Genomic DNA, 16,559 nt, shown 5'->3' on the forward strand with positions numbered 1-16,559 from the left:
TTCCGCTGAACAGAACATCAACTGAGGAGACCACAGATGCCCAACATCACCGTCGAACTGCTGTCCGGCCGCACCCTCGACCAGCGCCGCGAGTTCGTCGCCGCGGTCACCGACTCGGCGATCGCCATCCTCGGCGCCAAGCGCGAGGCGGTCCGCATCGTCTTCACCGAGATCGAGAAGTCCGACGTGGCCAACGGCGGGGTCCTGGTCTCCGACTCCTGAGCCCAGGCTGCATCTGATCTCGGGCGGCCGGCCCTCGCCGGCCGCCGCCCGTCACCGGCCCGGCGTCCCCTCCCGCCCCAGGGGACCCGCGCCGTTCTTCAGTGCACGAACGTCTTCAGTGCACGAACGCGGCGGCGACCGACTGCTCGGCCACACCGGCGAGCTGCGCCGGAGTCAGACCGACCTCGGCGAGCGCCGTCCGGTGCTCCTGCGACAGCCGCACAGTGCTCGCCCGCGGATTGTCCGTGCACAACGCCACCGGCACCCCAGCCGCAAGCAACCGATGGATCTGATGCTCGCGATAGCTGGGCGCCGCGCCCGTCTGCGTGTTGCTCGTGAGCGACACCTCCAGCGTCACTCCGTGCTCGGCCAGCCACTCCATCAACCGAGGATCCTCAGCAGCCCGTACGCCGTGCCCGATGCGCTCGGCACCTAGCTCCCGTACGGCGTCCCAGACACTCTCGGGCCCCGCCGCCTCGCCGGCGTGGATGGTCACGTGCAGCCCGGCGTCCCGTGCCTTGGTGAACGCGTCGGCGAACAGGGTCGCCGGGAAGTTCGCCTCGTCGCCGGCCAGGTCGACCGCGCAGAACCTGTCTTTGCGGGCCAGCAGGCTCGCCATCTGCTCGGCGGCCGAGTCGGCCCCGAGATGCCGGACCACGATCCCGATCAGGCCGACCGCCAGTCGCCGCTTCTTCGCCTGCTCGGTCACGGCATCCGCCGCCGCGTCGATGATCGCCTCGGGCGCGAGGCCGGTCTCGTGCGCGATGATCCCCGGGCAGAACCGCAGCTCGAGAAGGTCCAGGCCGTCGTCGAACGCGTCGTCCACGGCCTCCCGCGCGGCCCGGTTCCAGTCGTCCAGGCTGGTCAGGACGCCGATCGCCAGATCCACCTTGTCCAGGTAGGGCAGCAGACCCGTTTGCTTGTCGTCGGCCACCAATGCCGCCCGCGGCGCGGTTCGCCGTACGAGCTCATGGCCGGTCCGCTCGGCGACGTCGAGCACCGTGCTGCTCCGGATCGAACCTTCGAGATGCCGATGCAGATCCACCAGAGGAAGCCGAGTCACGGTCACACCTTAGCCACCGCCCGCCCGCACCCTCCCGGCCGACGGCCACCCCTCCAAGTCTTCCCCGCTCCCACCTCTCCGCATACTGAAATTCCCGCACCGCCCCAAACCCCTCCACCTATTCTTTTCCTCATGCGAGTAGGCGTTTTCGGAGCGACAGGTCAGGTCGGCGGCGTGATGCGGGAGCTGCTGGTCGAGCGAAACTTCCCCATCGACGAGATCCGGTACTTCGCGTCCGCGCGGTCCGCGGGCATCGAGCTGCCGTACGGCGACGCGAAGGTCACCGTCGAGGACTCCGCCACGGCGGACTTCACCGGGCTCGACCTCGCGCTGTTCTCCAACGGCAAGACGGCCTCGAAGGAGCTCGCTCCGAAGGTCGCCGCGGCCGGCGCGATCGTGGTCGACAACTCGTCGGGCTGGCGGATGGACCCCGAGGTCCCGTTGGTCGTGTCCGAGGTCAACCCGGAGGACCTCGACGTGCTGCCGAAGGGCATCGTCGCGAACCCGAACTGCACCACGATGGCCGCGATGCCGGTCCTCGCGCCGCTGCACCGCGCGGCGCGGCTGACCCGGCTCGTCGTCTCGACGTACCAGGCGGTGTCGGGCTCCGGCGGCGTCGGCGTACGCGAGTTGGCCGACCAGACGGCCGGCCTCGTCGACGGCGCCGAGCGGTTGGCTCGTGGGGCTCGAGGAGTGACCCTGCCGCAGCCGAACGTGTACGCCGGTCCGATCGCGTTCAACGTGCTCCCGCTGGCCGGCTCGATCGTTGCCGACGGCTCCGGTGAGACCGACGAGGAGCAGAAGCTCCGCAACGAGAGTCGCAAGATCCTACACCTGCCCGACCTCCCGGTCGCCGGCACCTGCGTGCGCGTCCCGGTCTTCACCGGGCACTCGCTGAGCATCCACGCCGAGTTCGCCGAGCCGATCACGCCCGAGCGCGCGACCGAGCTGCTGGCGGTCGCCCCGGGCGTCGAGCTGGCTGACATCCCGACGCCGCTGGCCGCGGCCGGCCAGGACCCGTCGTACGTGGGCCGCATCCGCCAGGACCAGTCGGTGCCGGACGGGCGGGGGCTGGTTCTGTTCGTCTCCAACGACAACCTGCGCAAGGGCGCCGCGCTGAACGCGGTCCAGATCGCGGAGCTCCTGCAGCAGCGCTGACCGCACCGATGACAGCCCCGCCCCCGTCGTACGCCGGGAGCGGGGCTGCTGTACACCGGGCGATGCACGTGCATGTGGACTGCCCGGTGCGTCTAGGCGGGGACCTCGCGGCCCTCCTCGTCGGTGCGGAGCCGGGCCAGGCGCTCGACGAACGCGCGGTCGTGGGTGAACAGGCGGGTCGTCGTACCCTCCAGCAGCGGGGAGTCCCACAGCACCTGGACCTCGCCGCCGAACACCGCGGCGACCGTTCCGCGGCCGTAGTCGCCCGAAACCACCCGCTGTCCCTCGACGATCTCGACCATCAGACACTCCGTCGGATTTTCTGACCTGACGACGGAAAAACTAACACAGTGCCCTGACTAGATTCACTGCGCCTGATTACCTTGCGTGTCGCTTGAAAATAGGGTATGACGCCAGGCTTTCCGCTGATGCAGACTGCGGAAGATGAAGCCGGAGGAGCTGGACGCCCTGATCGCGGGCAACGTGCGCGCAGCCCGCGCCCGCCTCCGGCTGCGCCAGGAGGACCTCGCCGACGAGATCGGCTGGTCGCGGCCCACCGTGTCCTCGCTCGAAGGCGGCACCCGCCGGATCACCGTGGCCGACGCGGTCGCGCTCTGCGGCGCGCTGAAACTCACGCTGCCCGAGCTGCTGCGGGGTGCACCCTCCGAGGTCTTCGAAGCACTGGGCGTCACCCCCGCCTGAGCGTCGTACGGGCGTTGCGGAAACGTGATGGACCTGGGGCCGGTGGCTGGGCGAGCGGCATGGCCAGCGTGCGCCGCAGCCATTACTCTCCGGTTTACCTGACCCCTGGGAGGCCAGAATGAAGCCCGTTGCCGACGGTCCGCAGCTCGCGCTGCTCAGCTCCCGCAAGGAGCACCTCGCTCAGATGTTTCTCGACCGGGTGGCAGCCACGCCGCAACGGGAGGCGTTCCGGCACCCTGCCGACGCCGGCTGGGCCTCCGTGACCTGGCAGCAGACCGACGAGCTCGTACGCCGGCGCGGCGCGGGCCTGATCGCCCTCGGCGTCGAACCCGAGCAGCGCGTCGCCGTCGCCGCGAACACCCGGCTCGAATGGGTCCAGTGCTACCTGGCCGCCGTCGTCACCGCCGCCGCGACCACCACGATCTACCCGACCACGATGGCCGCCGACGTCGCCTACATCGTGGCCGACGCCGACGTACAGGTCGTCTTCGCCGAGGACGCCAGCCAGGTCGACAAGCTGCGGGAGCACAAGGCCGAGATCCCGTCGGTGCACAAGATCGTGCTGATCGACGGCGAACCCGACGCGCAGGACGGCGACTGGGTGATCAGCGTCGCCGCGCTCGACGAGCTCGGCGCGCGGTACCTCGACGAGCACCCGTCGGCGATCGACGAACGGGTCGCGCAGATCAAGCCCGAGCACCTGTGCACGCTCGTCTACACCTCCGGCACGACCGGCCGGCCGAAGGGCGTGCGGCTGCCGCACTCGGTGTGGACGTACGAAGGTGCCGCCGTCGAAGGGATCCGGGTGCTCAGCCCGGACGACCTGCAGTACCTGTGGCTGCCGCTGTCGCACGTCTTCGGGCAGGTGCTGCTCGCCGTACAGTTCCAGATCGGTTTCGCCACCGCCATCGACGGCCGGGTCGACAAGATCGTCGAGAACGCCGCGGTCGTCCAGCCGACGTTCATGGCCGCCGCGCCGCGCGTCTTCGAGAAGGCGCACGGGCGGATCGTCACGATGATGGAGGCCGACGGGGGAGCCAAGCTCAAGCTGTTTCACTGGGCCTTCGGCGTCGGGGCCGAGGTGTCCAAGCTGCGGCAGGCCGGCAAGGAGCCCAGCGGCGTACTGGCGGCGAAGTACTCACTGGCCGACAAGCTGGTGCTGTCGAAGATCCGTGCGCGGTTCGGCGGGCGGATCCGGTTCTTCGTGTCCGGGTCGGCGGCGCTCGACAAGAAGCTCGCCGAGTGGTTCCACGCGGCCGGGCTGCTGATCCTCGAGGGCTACGGACTGTCCGAGACCGCGGCCGGGGCGACGCTGAACCGGCCGGAGAACTACCGGCTCGGCAGCGTCGGGCCGGTGTTCCCGGCAGCCGAGTTCAAGATCGCCGAGGACGGCGAGATCCTGATCAAGGGCCCGCTGGTGATGAGCGGCTACCACAATCTGCCCGACCAGACCGCCGAGGTGATCGACGGCGACGGCTGGTTCCACAGCGGTGACATCGGGCACTTCGAGGACGAGTTCCTCTTCATCACCGACCGCAAGAAGGACCTGTTCAAGACCTCCGGCGGCAAGTACGTCGCCCCGCAGGTGATCGAGGGCCGGTTCAAGATGATCTGCCCGTACGCCAGCCAGTTCCTCGTCCACGGCAGCCAGCGCAACTTCGTCAGCGCCCTGGTCACCCTCGACCCCGACGCCATCGTCGCCTGGGCCGACGCCAACGGCCTGGCCGGCAAGTCGTACGCCGACATCGCGAGCTCCGACGCGGCCCGCACGATGGTCCAGGGCTACGTCGACGAGCTCAACGCCGGCCTCAACCGCTGGGAAACCATCAAGAAGTTCACCATCCTCGACCGCGACCTCACGGTCGAAGGCGGCGAGATGACCCCCAGCCTGAAGCTCAAGCGCAAACACGTCGAAACCCAGTACGGCGACCTGCTGGACAAGATGTACAGCTAGCCGTCTTCGCCGGCGAACGGAGGGAGTTCCCCCACGCGGGCCCCTCCGCTCGCCGGCGCTCGCTCCGGTGCCTAGCGGGCGCGGTACCGCGCGTAGACCAGCCCGCTCGCGAACGCGCGTTCCTCGACCAGGTCGAGGTCGAGGCGTACGCCGTCCGGGAAGAACCGCTTGCCTCCACCGACCACGCTGGTGGTGATGAACAGGTGGTACTCGTCCACCAGCCCGGCCGCGATCGCCTGGGCGGCGAGGTTCGGGCCGTCGACGGAGAGGTCGTGCTCGGACTCGGCCTTCAGCGTCCGGACCGCCTCGGGGTCGAAGGCCCGCTCGATCCTCGTCCTATCGCTCGAGACCGACTCCAGCGTCGTCGAGTACACGATCTTCTCCCCGGCCTGCCAGTCGCGGGCGTACTGGACGATGTGCGGCGGCGCGTCGGGCTCCGCGTGCGCGGTCTCCCAGAAAACCATCGTCTCGTACATGCGCCGCCCGTAGAGGAACGTCCGAACAGGCCGGAAGAGGTCCCCGATGAAGGTGTGCACCTCCTCGTCCTCGGCCCCGCGCCCAAGATCCCCCTCCGCCGCCTCGGCGTACCCGTCGAGCGAGGTGATCATCGAGTAGATGAGCTTGCCCATGCGTCCCCTCCGAGTGCGTGTGCTGGCACGCCAGCCTGACAGCGGTCCGCGCTCAACGGAAGCGCCGCCAGGGATCGGCGGGTGACTTGCCCGGCGCGAAGCCGTGGGCTGAGGCGTCGGTTGCTGCTTCCGCCAAGCCCGTGGCGAGGGCCTCGGGGAGGTGGGCGTCGCTGCCGAAGGTGAGGAACTCGCCGCCTGACTCGTGCCACCAGCGGAGGATGAGGGGGTCGAGGGGGAGGCGGGTGTTGAGCTCCAGGGCCCGGTCGGTGGCTGCGAGGGCGGTGAGGGCGGCCCGTAGTTCGTCTTCGAAGTCGACGGGGTCGAAGGGGCCGGGCCACGAGCGGACGGGATAGTCGATGTGGCCCAGGACGTTGAAGGCGTCCGAGGCGGCGATCATGCGGGGGAGTTCCACGAGGTATTCGCGGAAGATCTCGGGAGCGGGGTGGTGCGGGAAGAGTTCCCACGGCTCGGCCATGGTCCCGTCGCGGTCGGGGAGGCAGTGGAGCGAGCCGATCACTCGGTCGAAGCTGCCTTGGGCGAGCAGCGAGGCGACCTCGGCGGTGTGCAGGTGGGGCTGGCCGACCTCCAGGCCGGTGAGGATCTGGAGCTCGGGGTACGCCGAGCGGCAGCGGCCGATGGACTCGAAGTAGCCGGCGACGTCCAGCGGCGGGGCGTGCAAAACCCCGCCGGTGACCAAGTCCGGGAACTTCGGAGCCAGGAACCCGGCCCGGAACGGTGTGAAGTCGACGTGCTCGGTGAACGCGACGACCGGCAGGCCGAGGGCGACGGCCCGGGCGCAGGTGGCGTCCATGGCGCCCTGGTCGGCGTCCCAGGAGTGCTCGGTATGGACGTGACCATCGGCCGGCAGCTCCATGGATCCATTGTCCCGGAAGCGCAGATTGCCGAGGGCAACGAAATTGGAACCTCACAGGTTGCTTACGAAACGCGCGGCGCGACGGCGATCTGCCTTACCGTAGAAGGGTGGACGCAACCGGCAGGGGCGGTCGCAACATCGTTCGGTCGTTGAACAAGTTCATCGGCGTGAGCGTGCTGTCGGGCGCGCTCGCGGCCGGGTTGGTGATCCCGTTGACCGGGCTGGTCGACCTGGGCACCCAGAAGGTGTCGGAGACCGTCGAGAGTCTCCCGCAGGAATTGCGGACCGCGCCGTTGCAGATCCGGAGCAGGATCCTCGCGGCGGACGGGAGCCTGATCGCGACGCTGTTCGAGCAGAACCGGGTGCCGGTCACGCTCGCGCAGATCCACCCGGTGATGCGGCAGGCGATCGTCGCGATCGAGGACTCGCGGTTCTACTCCCACGGCGCGCTCGACGCGAAGGGCACGCTGCGGGCGCTGGTGCGCAACCAGACCGGGGGCGAGGTGCAGCAGGGCGGGTCGAGCATCACGCAGCAGTACGTGAAGCTGAGCCTGATCGACAAGGCGCGGACCGCCGAGGAGCGGGAGGCGGCGACCGCGGTGACGTACGAGCGCAAGCTGACCGAGCTGCGGTACGCGATCTCGCTCGAGGAGGAGGTCTCCAAGGACGAGATCCTGGAGCGCTACCTGAACCTGGCGAACTTCGGCGACGGCACGTACGGCGTAGAGGCTGCCGCTCAGCACTACTTCCGGACCTCGGCGGCCAAGCTGACCCTGCCCCAGGCGGCACTGCTGGCCGGGCTGGTGAAGAACCCGACCGGCTACGACCCGACGAACAACCTGAAGCGCGCGCGGGACCGGCGTGACGTGGTGCTGCGCCGCATGCAGGAACTGAACCTGATCACCGCCCAGCAGACCGACGCCGCGCTCAAGACCCCGGTGGTCGACCTGACCAGGATCCAGAAGGTCCCGAACGGCTGCGCCGGGTCGCGCTACCCGTTCTACTGCGAGTACGTCGTGTCGAAGCTGCTCCAGAACCCGGCGCTCGGTGCGACCACCAAGGAGCGGGACCACTACCTGAAGACCGGCGGGCTGTCGGTGAAGACGTCCCTGGACCCGCGGATCCAGGCGGCCGCGCAGGCGTCGATCAACGAGCACACCAAGCCGCGGGACACCGCCGTCGCCGCGATCACCGTGGTCGAGCCGGGCACCGGCGTGGTGAAGGCGATGGTGCAGAGCAAGCCGTACGGCAACGGCAAGTACGAGACGGCGTACAACTACAACGTCGAGAAGTCGTACGCCGGCGGGTACGGCGGGTTCCAGAACGGCTCGACGATGAAGGCGTTCACGATCGCGGCGGCGATCTCGCAGGGGATCCCGCTGAACTACCGGATCAACTCGCCGCAGCAGATCGATCTGAGGCAGACGCGGTTCCGGACCTGCAAGGGGTGGACCCGGGACAAGGAGTATCAGCCGCAGAACTCGACCAAGAGCGGCGACCTGACGATGCTCGAGGCGGCCAGGTACTCGACGAACACCTACTTCCTGCAGCTGTCCCAGCGGACCGGGCTGTGCGCGCCGGCGACGATCGCGGCCAAGCTCGGGATGTACAACGCCCAGAGCCTCGGGCCGCTCGCCCAGGTGGTGTCCTTCACGCTAGGCGTCGGCTACACGACGCCGCTGATGCTGTCGAACGCGTACGCGACGTTCGCGGCGCGCGGCAAGTACTGCACGCCGGTCCTGGTGACCTCGATCCGGGACACCGCGGGCAAGCCGATCAGCACTCCCGGCGCGACCTGCCGGCAGGCGATCTCGCCGCAGGTCGCCGACGGCGTCAACCGGGTGCTCAGCGCCGTGATGGAACCCGGCGGCACCGGCGGCCGGCTCAACTTCGGCAACTGGGACCTGGCCGGCAAGACCGGAACGATCCAGGACAACCGTGCGGTCTGGTACGCCGGCTACGCCCCGAACCTCGCCGCCGCCTCGGTGGTCGCGGACGCGAACCTGCCGTACACGAACCTGATGTACGGCCACACCCTCGACGGCCGCGACATCGCCGACCCCACCGGCTCCGGCACCGCCGGCCCGCTGTGGAAGACCGCGATGCAGAAAGCCCTCCCCGGTCTGCCGCTGCGCCGCTTCACACCCCCGACCGCCAAGGTCGTCGGCAGCGACCAGAAGAAGCCGAACGAGAAGAAGCCCGCGGACAACGACGACGACAACCGCGGCCGAGGCAACGAGCGAACCCGCTAGGGGAGCGCCGGCGGTCGAGTCGCCGTCGCCCGCACCTGGCCGGATCACACGTTGGTCAGCGCCGCGTGCTTCCCCGTGGTGAGCGAGTGGCCCCGGTCGAGCATCTGTTCGGCGATCTTGTCGATGGCCAGGGAGAAGTCCTCGGTGGTCTCCCAGTCGTCCAGGCGGGCCAGCAGCCAGCGGCGGTAGGCGCCGATGAAGCGCTGGAACATCTCCAGGCCGGGTTGCGTGAAGCGGTAGTGGCCGAGGACCTCCGACAGGTAGCCGTCGGCGACGAGCTGGGCGGCGAGGGGTTCGAAGACGGCCGGTGGGACCTTCAGGTCGCCCGCGATCTCGACGAGGGTGGCGGAGCCGTGCTCGGCGCCGCCGCGGAAGACGCGCATGATCATCCAGGCCTGCGCGATGTTCAGCGGAATGCCGGACTCCGCGAGCACCTCGGGGGCCGGGCTGCGCTTGTGGTTCTGCACGATCAGCGCGACGAGCTTCTGCAGCTCGTGCTCGGAGTCGAACGACGACGGAGCGGCGAAGCTCTCGCCGACGCCCGAGTTGCCGCCGGCCGCCATCCGGGCGGTGTCGCGCAGGGGGACCTGCTTCAGGAACAACGCGACCACGAACCCGAGCAGGGCGACCGGTACGGCGGTCAGGAAGACGACGTGCAGCGCGTCGGCGTACGCGGCGGTGACGGGCTCACGCGCCGCCGCGGGCAGGGAGCGAACGCCCTCGACGGTCGTGGCCAGCCGCGGGTCGATCCCCGCGGGCACGGCACCGGCGAGCTTCTCGGGCACTTCGGAGGCGTAGATCGAGCCGAAGACGGCGACGCCGAAGGAGCTGCCCATCGTGCGCAGGAAACTGACGCCGGAGGTCGCGACGCCGAGGTCCTTGTAGTCGACGGTGCTCTGCACGACGACCACGGGCACCGGCATGCACAGGCCGACGCCCAGCCCGAGGACGAGCATGAACCCGGCCGTCGTCCAGTACGACGTGTCGTTGGCCATCAGGGACAACAGGTAGAGGCCGCCCGCGATCAGCAGCGTCCCGATGATCGGGAACGGCCGGTACCGTCCGCTCTTGCTGATCACCTGCCCGACGCCGATCGACGCGATCAGCAGGCCCGCCATCAGCGGGAGCATCTGCAGGCCGGAGTCGGTCGCGGAGGCGCCGTGCACGTACTGCAGGTACGTCGGCAGGAAGGTGACCCCGCCGAGCATCGCGAACCCGATGATGAAGCTCAGGATCGAGCAGACCGTGAACACCCCGGACCGGAACAGTCGCATCGGCAGCAACGGCTCGGCCGCCCGCTGCTCGACCAGGACGAACAGCACCAGCGCGATCACCGCGCCGACCGCCATCGCCAGGATCACCGGCGACGTCCAGTCGTACTCGTTGCCGCCCCAGGTCGTGACCAGGGTCAGCCCGGTCGCGGCGAGCCCGATCAGCAGGATGCCGAGGTAGTCGATCTTCGGCCGGACCGCGGCCTTCACCGACGGCAGCGTGAAGGAGGCGACGATCAGGACGACGATGCCGAGCGGAATGTTCACGTAGAACGCCCAGCGCCAGCTGAGCTGGTCGACGAACAGCCCGCCGAGCAGCGGGCCGGCGACCGTCGAGACGCCGAAGACCGAGCCGATGGCGCCCTGGTACTTGCCGCGTTCGCTCAGCGGTACGACGTCCGCGATCACCGCGGTCGAGGTGACCAGCAGGCCGCCGGCGCCGAGACCCTGCAGCGCCCGCGCGCCGATCAGCCACTGCATCGAGTCGGCCAGGCCGCACAGGCACGAGCCGGCCAGGAACAGCACGACGCTGATCAGGAACATCCGTTTGCGCCCGTACAGGTCACCGAACTTGCCGACCAGCGCGGTCATGATGGTCTGGGCGAGCAGGTACGTCGTGACCACCCAGGACAGGTGGTTCGCGCCGCCCAGGTCGCTGGTGATGGTCGGCAGCGCGGTCGCCACGATCGTCTGGTCCAGCGCCGCGAGCAGCATTCCGAGCATGATCGCGACCACGACCGCGTTCCGGGTGCCGCGTCCGACCGGCTGTGCCTCGGTGTCCATGAGCTGAATGTAGCGACCCGCCCACTCACAGCGACCACAGAACCGCCGCAAACGAGTTGCAAACCGGGTCCGTAGCATGGGGGTGTGCCGTCGACACTGCCTGAGGGAGAGGTCGCGCCCCGGGACGGGTCGCTGCCGGATGCCGCCGTCGCCGAGTCCGCAACCAGGCCGTTCGGGTTCTACCTGCACGTCCCGTTCTGCGCCTCCCGCTGCGGCTACTGCGACTTCAACACCTACACCGCCAAGGAGCTCGGCGGCGGTGCTTCGCAGGCGTCGTACGCCGAGACCGCGGTGCAGGAGGTCCGGCTCGCGCGCCGGGTGCTGCCGCACGGCAAACCGGTCGACACCGTGTTCTTCGGCGGCGGTACGCCGACGCTGCTGCCGGCCAAGGATCTCGGCGCGATGCTGAAGGCCGTCCGGGACGAGTTCGGTCTCGCGCCGGACGCCGAGGTGACCACCGAGGCCAACCCCGAGTCCGTCGACCAGCGGTACCTCGAGGAGCTGCTCGAGGCCGGGTTCACCCGGGTCAGCTTCGGCATGCAGAGCGCCGCCTCGCACGTGCTGCGGATCCTCGACCGCCGGCACACGCCGGGCCGGGCCCTGGACGCCGTGAAGGAAGCGACCGCCGCCGGTTTCCGGCACGTCAATCTCGACCTGATCTACGGTACGCCGGGCGAGACGCTCGACGACTGGCGTACGTCGCTGGAGTCGGCCCTGTCCGCGGAGCCCGACCACGTCAGCGCCTACGCCCTGATCGTCGAGGACGGCACCCAGCTCGCCCGCCGGGTCCGCCGCGGTGAACTCCCGATGCCGGACGACGACGACCTGGCCGACAAGTACGTGCTGGCCGACGACCTGCTCACCGCCGCCGGGCTCAACTGGTACGAGGTGTCGAACTGGGCGAAGGCCGACGGCGCCCGCTGCCGGCACAACGAGCTCTACTGGCGCGGCGACACCTGGTGGGGCATCGGCCCGGGTGCGCACAGCCACGCCGGCGGCGTCCGCTGGTGGAACGTCAAGCACCCGAGCGCGTACGCCGAACGGATCGCGGCCGGCGAGAGCCCGGCGTACGCGCGGGAGATCCTCGACGACGAGACCCGCCGGGTCGAACGCGTCCTGCTCGAGATCCGGCTCCGGGCCGGCCTTCCGGTCGGCGTGCTGGACGCCGAGGGACGCGCCGCGCTGCCAGGTCTGGACGGCCTGGTCGACAGCGTCGACGATCGTCTGGTGCTCACGCGGCGTGGTCGCCTGCTGGCCGACGCGGTGGTCCGCGACCTGTTGCCCTGAGCCCGGATCCTGGTCCAAAAGTCCGGACAAGTCACCAAACTCCCAGGTTACGGAGCACACGGTCATCGGCGTGGTGCTGACGGTGACCAATCGGTCAGGTATGTACTGACCAAGGTGTTCCGGTATCTCAGCGTGACGGTGTGGTCCTTGACACATCCGGTTGAAACGCTCGAAACTCAGGAAACTTTCCGAAAGGGGAGCGCTCTCAACCCGTCCGAATCACAGGGAGCAACTCACATGCGGCCCAAGGCCCGCCTCCGCCCCCGCAGTACTGCCGCCGTGCTCGCCTGCAGCCTCACCCTGCTGGTCGGCGCCTGCGGCGGGAACAACGATCAGCCCGGCACCGCGTCCCGCGACAGCGCCGACGACGGCGCCCGCGTCGAGCTGACCATCGCGACCTTCAACGAGTTCGGGTACGGCGACCTGTACCGCGAGTACGAGGCCGCGCACCCGAACGTCAAGATCACCGAACGCCACGCCGAGACCGTCGACGAGCACATCAAGAACCTGGAGGCCAACCTGGCCTCCGGGTCCGGGATGGCCGACATCGAGGCGATGGAGGTCAGCTGGATCTACAAGTACCTGGCCAAGGCGGACAAGTTCGTCGACCTGCGCGACTTCGGCGCCGGCGACCTGTCGAAGCGCTGGCTGGACTGGAAGGTCGCGGGGGCGACCGCGCCGGGCGGCAAGATCATCGGGTACGGCACCGACATCGGGCCGGAGGCGATCTGCTACCGGCGCGACCTGTTCGCCAAGGCCGGGCTGCCGACTGACCGGGCCGAGGTCGCGAAGCTGTTCCCCGACTGGTCGTCGTACTTCTCCTACGGGCGCAAGTTCAAGGCGAAGATGCCGAGCTCGGCCTGGTACGACTCGGCGGCCCTGACCTGGGATGCCATGCGCAACCAACTGATCGAGGCCTACTACTCCAACCAGGACCGCTACCTGGGCGAGGACAACGAACTGCTGCACCGGACGTGGAGCCAGATCGTCGCGGGCAGCGAGGACGGGTTGTCGGCGAAGCTGCCGACCTGGAGCGACGCGTGGACCAAGGCGTTCCGGACCGACGCGTTCGCCACAATGGCCTGCCCGGGATGGCTGCTCGGGGTGATCTCCGACAACGCGGGGTCGTTCGGCAAGGGCAAGTGGGATGTGGCCGACGTGTTCCCCGGCGGGGGTGGGAACTGGGGCGGCTCGTACCTGACCGTGCCGACCCAGTCGACGCAGCCGCAGGAGGCCGCGAAGCTGGCCGCCTGGCTGACCGCGCCGGAGCAGCAGATCAAGGTGTTCAAGAAGGTCGGGTCGTTCCCGTCGACGGTCGACGCCTACGACGCCGAGCAGGTGAAGTCGCAGGTCAACGCGTACTTCAACAACGCTCCGGTCGGGCAGATCTTCATCAACCGGGCGAACAGCGTGATCCTCAAGCAGCACAAGGGCCCGCGCGACGGTGAGATCAACCAGGTGTTCTCCCAGGCGCTCGAGCGCGTCGATCAGGGCAAGCAGAAGCCGTCCGCCGCGTGGAAGCAGGCGCTGAGAGAAGCCGACAAGGCCGCCAGCACCCGGGCCGGCAACTAGTTGTCAGTGGCCGGCACCCAAGGTGCCGGCCAGGCGGCTGTGCCGTTCCGCGCTCGCCGCGTTCAGGCCGACGATCCGCACGGTCTTGCCGTACCGGGCGTACTTGGTCGTGATCGCGTCCAGCGTCGCGACCGTCGAGGCGTCCCAGACGTGCGAGTCGGTCAGGTCGATGATCACCGTGCCGGGATCGCCGCGGTAGTCGAACTGGTGCACCAGGTCGTTGCTGGAGGCAAAGAACAGCGCGCCGGTGACGGCGTACACCTTGGTATCGGGCTCGGGGGTCGGCACCTCCACGACCTGCGTGAAGTGCGCGACCCGCCGGGCGAACAGCACCATCGCGACCAGGACGCCGACCACGACGCCGATCGCCAGGTTGTGCGTCGCGACGACGACGATCACGGTCGCCACCATCACGGTCGTCTCGCTGCGCGGCATCCGGCGCAGGGTCCGCGGCCGGATGCTGTGCCAGTCGAAGGTGCCGACCGAGACCATCACCATCACCGCGACCAGCGCCGCCATCGGGATCAGCCCGACCAGGTCGCCGAGCCCGACCAGCAGCACCAGCAGGAACGCGCCGGCCAGGAACGTCGACAGCCGGGTCCGGGCGCCGCCGCCCTTCACGTTGATCATCGTCTGCCCGATCATCGCGCAGCCGCCCATCCCGCCGAACAGCCCGGTGATCACGTTCGACACGCCCTGCCCCCAGGCCTCGCGGGTCTTCGCCGACGGGGTGTCGGTGACGTCGTCGACCAGCTTCGCGGTCATCAGCGACTCGAGCAGCCCGACCAGCGCCATCCCGAGCGCGTACGGCGCGATGATGCGCAGCGTCTCCAGCGAGAACGGCACGTTCGGCCAGAACAGCGACGGCAGGCTGTCGGGTAGGTCGCCCTCGTCGCCGACCGTCGGCACCCCCGAGTGCGCGAGCATCACGATCGCCGTGACCAGCAGGATCGCCACCAACGGCGCCGGCACCGCCGTCGTCAGCCGCGGCAGGAACACCATCACCGCGACACCGATCGCCACCAGCGGGTAGACCAGCCACGGTACGCCGACCAGGTGCGGCAGCTGGGCCAGGAAGATCAGGATCGCCAGCGAGTTCACGAAGCCGACCATCACCGACCGCGGGATGAACCGCATCAGCCGCGCGACCCCGAGCAGCCCGAGGACCACCTGGAGCACGCCGGCCAGCAGCACGGTCGCGATCAGGTAGTCGAAGCCGTGGTCCCGCATCACCGGCGCGATCACCAGCGCGACGGCGCCGGTCGCGGCCGAGATCATCGCCGGCCGGCCGCCGAGGAACGCGATCGAGATCGCCATCGTGACCGAGGCGAACAGCCCGACCCGCGGGTCGACGCCGGCGATGATCGAGAAGCTGATCGCCTCCGGGATCAGCGCCAGCGCGACGACCAGGCCGGACAGCACCTCCGTCTTCAGCAGCCGGGGCGACCGCAGGGCGGCCCGGACGGACGTGACGGGCAGAGCTGACTCGGACGTCAGCGAAGTCATCGGGGTCTCCTGGAACGCGGGCGCCGTCGGGCCGGGGAGGGCGTGCGTCGTTGCGCGCGGCCGGGGCCGAGGGGAGCCGGATCGGTGGCGGACGGGTCGCCGCCGTACCGAAGGGCGACTGTACCGGAGCTGGAAATCGATGCCACGACCGGGAAACGGCCAGGGCGCGGATATTCCCGACCCGGTGGCCCGAAAGGCATTACCGTGTGAAGGTCAGATCGCGTCAAGGAGGTCCCAGTGGCATTCGATCCTCAGGCCGGTGGGACTCCGACGTTGGAGCAGGTCGCCGCGCTGGCGGGCGTGTCCCGCGCCACCGTGTCCCGGGTGGTGAACGGGTCGCCGAAGGTGCTGCCCGACACGGTCGCGGCGGTGGAGCGGGCGATCGGCCAGCTCGGCTACGTGCCGAACCGGGCCGCCCGCGCGCTGGTCACCCGGCGTACCGACTCCGTGGCGCTGGTGATGCCCGAACCGGACAGCCGGGTGTTCTCCGACCCCTTCTTCGCCGGCATCCTGCGCGGCGTGAGCCGGACCCTGGCGCCGACGTCGTCGCAGCTGGTGCTGCTGATCGAGCCGGCCGAGGGCGACGACCAGCGCCTCCTGCGGTACCTGCGCGGCGGCCACGTCGACGGCGCGATCATCGTCAGCCACCACGGCCGCGACAACGTGCTGCAGGAGCTGGCCCAGTTGCCACTGCCGATCGTGTTCAGCGCGCGCCCGCTCGGCGTCGACGTACCGGTCGCCAGCGTGGACGTCGACAACGTCGCCGGAGCCCGTACGGCGGTCGAGTACCTGCTGTCCAAGGGCCGCAAGCAGATCGGCATCATCGCCGGCCCGCTCGACATGACCGCCGGCCTGGACCGGCTGACCGGGTACCAGGAGGTCGCCAAGGAGGCGGGCTTCGCCGAGGCCGTCGTGTACGGCGACTTCACCGCCGAGGGCGGCGAGCAGGCGACCGTCGAGCTGCTCGACAAGTACCCGGACCTCGACGGCATCTTCGTCGCCAACGACCTGATGGCGACCGCGACCCTGCGCGTCCTGTCCCAGCGCGGGCTCCGCGTCCCGGACGACGTGTCGGTGGTCGGGTTCGACGACTCGGTGGTCGCGACCACGACCACGCCCCAGCTCACCACGGTCCGCCAGCCGGTCGAGAAGCTGGGCTCCCGCCTGACCGAGCTCCTGTTCGCCAAGATCGGCGGCGCCGACCTGACCGGCCCCGAGATCTACGGCACCGAACTCGTGGTCCGCGGCTCGGCCTGAGGCGGGTCGTTCTGGCGGGTCGGCAACAG

The 16,559-nt window shown here is 69.5% G+C and carries 14 protein-coding genes; 8 read left to right on the forward strand and 6 right to left on the reverse strand.

What is annotated here, in order from left to right; genetic code table 11:
• The first annotated feature begins 36 nt into the window (after nt 1-36).
• Entirely contained in the window at nt 37-222 is a 186-nt protein-coding gene (locus tag ACLQ2O_RS27730; RefSeq protein ID WP_145808799.1) for a tautomerase family protein, read from the forward strand.
• Between the two features lie 115 nt (nt 223-337).
• On the opposite strand, the gene add is transcribed toward ACLQ2O_RS27730, so the two are convergent.
• Entirely contained in the window at nt 338-1,285 is a 948-nt protein-coding gene (gene add, locus ACLQ2O_RS27735) for an adenosine deaminase (RefSeq protein WP_425836625.1), read from the reverse strand.
• A gap of 132 nt (nt 1,286-1,417) precedes the next feature.
• Here add and ACLQ2O_RS27740 point away from each other — a divergent pair, with 132 nt between their 5' ends.
• On the forward strand, nt 1,418-2,443 hold the full coding sequence (locus tag ACLQ2O_RS27740; protein ID WP_425836628.1) for an aspartate-semialdehyde dehydrogenase: 1,026 nt from the start codon (nt 1,418-1,420) through the stop codon (nt 2,441-2,443).
• Nucleotides 2,444-2,535: 92 nt separating this feature from the next.
• On the opposite strand, the gene ACLQ2O_RS27745 is transcribed toward ACLQ2O_RS27740, so the two are convergent.
• Nucleotides 2,536-2,745: a hypothetical protein gene (locus tag ACLQ2O_RS27745; RefSeq protein ID WP_425836631.1), complete on the reverse strand. Its 210-nt coding sequence runs from the start codon at nt 2,743-2,745 to the stop codon at nt 2,536-2,538.
• A gap of 142 nt (nt 2,746-2,887) precedes the next feature.
• On the opposite strand from ACLQ2O_RS27745, the gene ACLQ2O_RS27750 reads away from it, so the two are divergent.
• Entirely contained in the window at nt 2,888-3,145 is a 258-nt protein-coding gene (locus ACLQ2O_RS27750; protein WP_425836634.1) for a helix-turn-helix domain-containing protein, read from the forward strand.
• A gap of 118 nt (nt 3,146-3,263) precedes the next feature.
• The gene (locus ACLQ2O_RS27755) at nt 3,264-5,099 is read left to right on the forward strand and encodes an AMP-dependent synthetase/ligase (RefSeq protein ID WP_425836637.1); all 1,836 of its coding nucleotides are present in this window, start codon (nt 3,264-3,266) and stop codon (nt 5,097-5,099) included.
• Between the two features lie 71 nt (nt 5,100-5,170).
• On the opposite strand, the gene ACLQ2O_RS27760 is transcribed toward ACLQ2O_RS27755, so the two are convergent.
• Both ACLQ2O_RS27760 and ACLQ2O_RS27765 read right to left on the reverse strand, forming a co-directional pair.
• Nucleotides 5,171-5,728, reverse strand: coding sequence for a dihydrofolate reductase family protein (locus ACLQ2O_RS27760; protein ID WP_425836640.1), 558 nt, complete (start codon nt 5,726-5,728; stop codon nt 5,171-5,173).
• Nucleotides 5,729-5,780: 52 nt separating this feature from the next.
• Complete coding sequence (locus tag ACLQ2O_RS27765) at nt 5,781-6,602, reverse strand: PHP domain-containing protein (protein WP_425836643.1); 822 nt, start codon at nt 6,600-6,602, stop codon at nt 5,781-5,783.
• A gap of 149 nt (nt 6,603-6,751) precedes the next feature.
• On the opposite strand from ACLQ2O_RS27765, the gene ACLQ2O_RS27770 reads away from it, so the two are divergent.
• Nucleotides 6,752-8,854 (forward strand): transglycosylase domain-containing protein, encoded by a 2,103-nt coding sequence (locus ACLQ2O_RS27770; protein WP_425836646.1) that lies wholly within the window; start codon nt 6,752-6,754, stop codon nt 8,852-8,854.
• Between the two features lie 44 nt (nt 8,855-8,898).
• On the opposite strand, the gene ACLQ2O_RS27775 is transcribed toward ACLQ2O_RS27770, so the two are convergent.
• Complete coding sequence (locus ACLQ2O_RS27775; RefSeq protein ID WP_425836648.1) at nt 8,899-10,908, reverse strand: MDR family MFS transporter; 2,010 nt, start codon at nt 10,906-10,908, stop codon at nt 8,899-8,901.
• Between the two features lie 84 nt (nt 10,909-10,992).
• Here ACLQ2O_RS27775 and hemW point away from each other — a divergent pair, with 84 nt between their 5' ends.
• Both hemW and ACLQ2O_RS27785 read left to right on the forward strand, forming a co-directional pair.
• Nucleotides 10,993-12,195, forward strand: a complete 1,203-nt coding sequence (gene hemW / locus ACLQ2O_RS27780) for a radical SAM family heme chaperone HemW (RefSeq protein WP_425836651.1) — start codon at nt 10,993-10,995, stop codon at nt 12,193-12,195.
• A gap of 237 nt (nt 12,196-12,432) precedes the next feature.
• Entirely contained in the window at nt 12,433-13,767 is a 1,335-nt protein-coding gene (locus ACLQ2O_RS27785) for an ABC transporter substrate-binding protein (RefSeq protein WP_425836653.1), read from the forward strand.
• A gap of 3 nt (nt 13,768-13,770) precedes the next feature.
• Here the strand turns inward: ACLQ2O_RS27785 and ACLQ2O_RS27790 are convergent, their stop codons facing one another.
• Entirely contained in the window at nt 13,771-15,273 is a 1,503-nt protein-coding gene (locus tag ACLQ2O_RS27790; protein ID WP_425836655.1) for a SulP family inorganic anion transporter, read from the reverse strand.
• Nucleotides 15,274-15,510: 237 nt separating this feature from the next.
• Between ACLQ2O_RS27790 and ACLQ2O_RS27795 the strand changes: the two genes are divergently transcribed.
• Nucleotides 15,511-16,530 carry a LacI family DNA-binding transcriptional regulator gene (locus tag ACLQ2O_RS27795; RefSeq protein ID WP_425836657.1) on the forward strand — a complete coding sequence of 340 codons (1,020 nt, stop codon included), beginning with the start codon at nt 15,511-15,513 and terminating at the stop codon, nt 16,528-16,530.
• The last annotated feature ends 29 nt before the right edge of the window (nt 16,531-16,559 follow it).

This window comes from Kribbella sp. DT2 (assembly GCF_049844575.1).
Taxonomy (GTDB): domain Bacteria; phylum Actinomycetota; class Actinomycetes; order Propionibacteriales; family Kribbellaceae; genus Kribbella.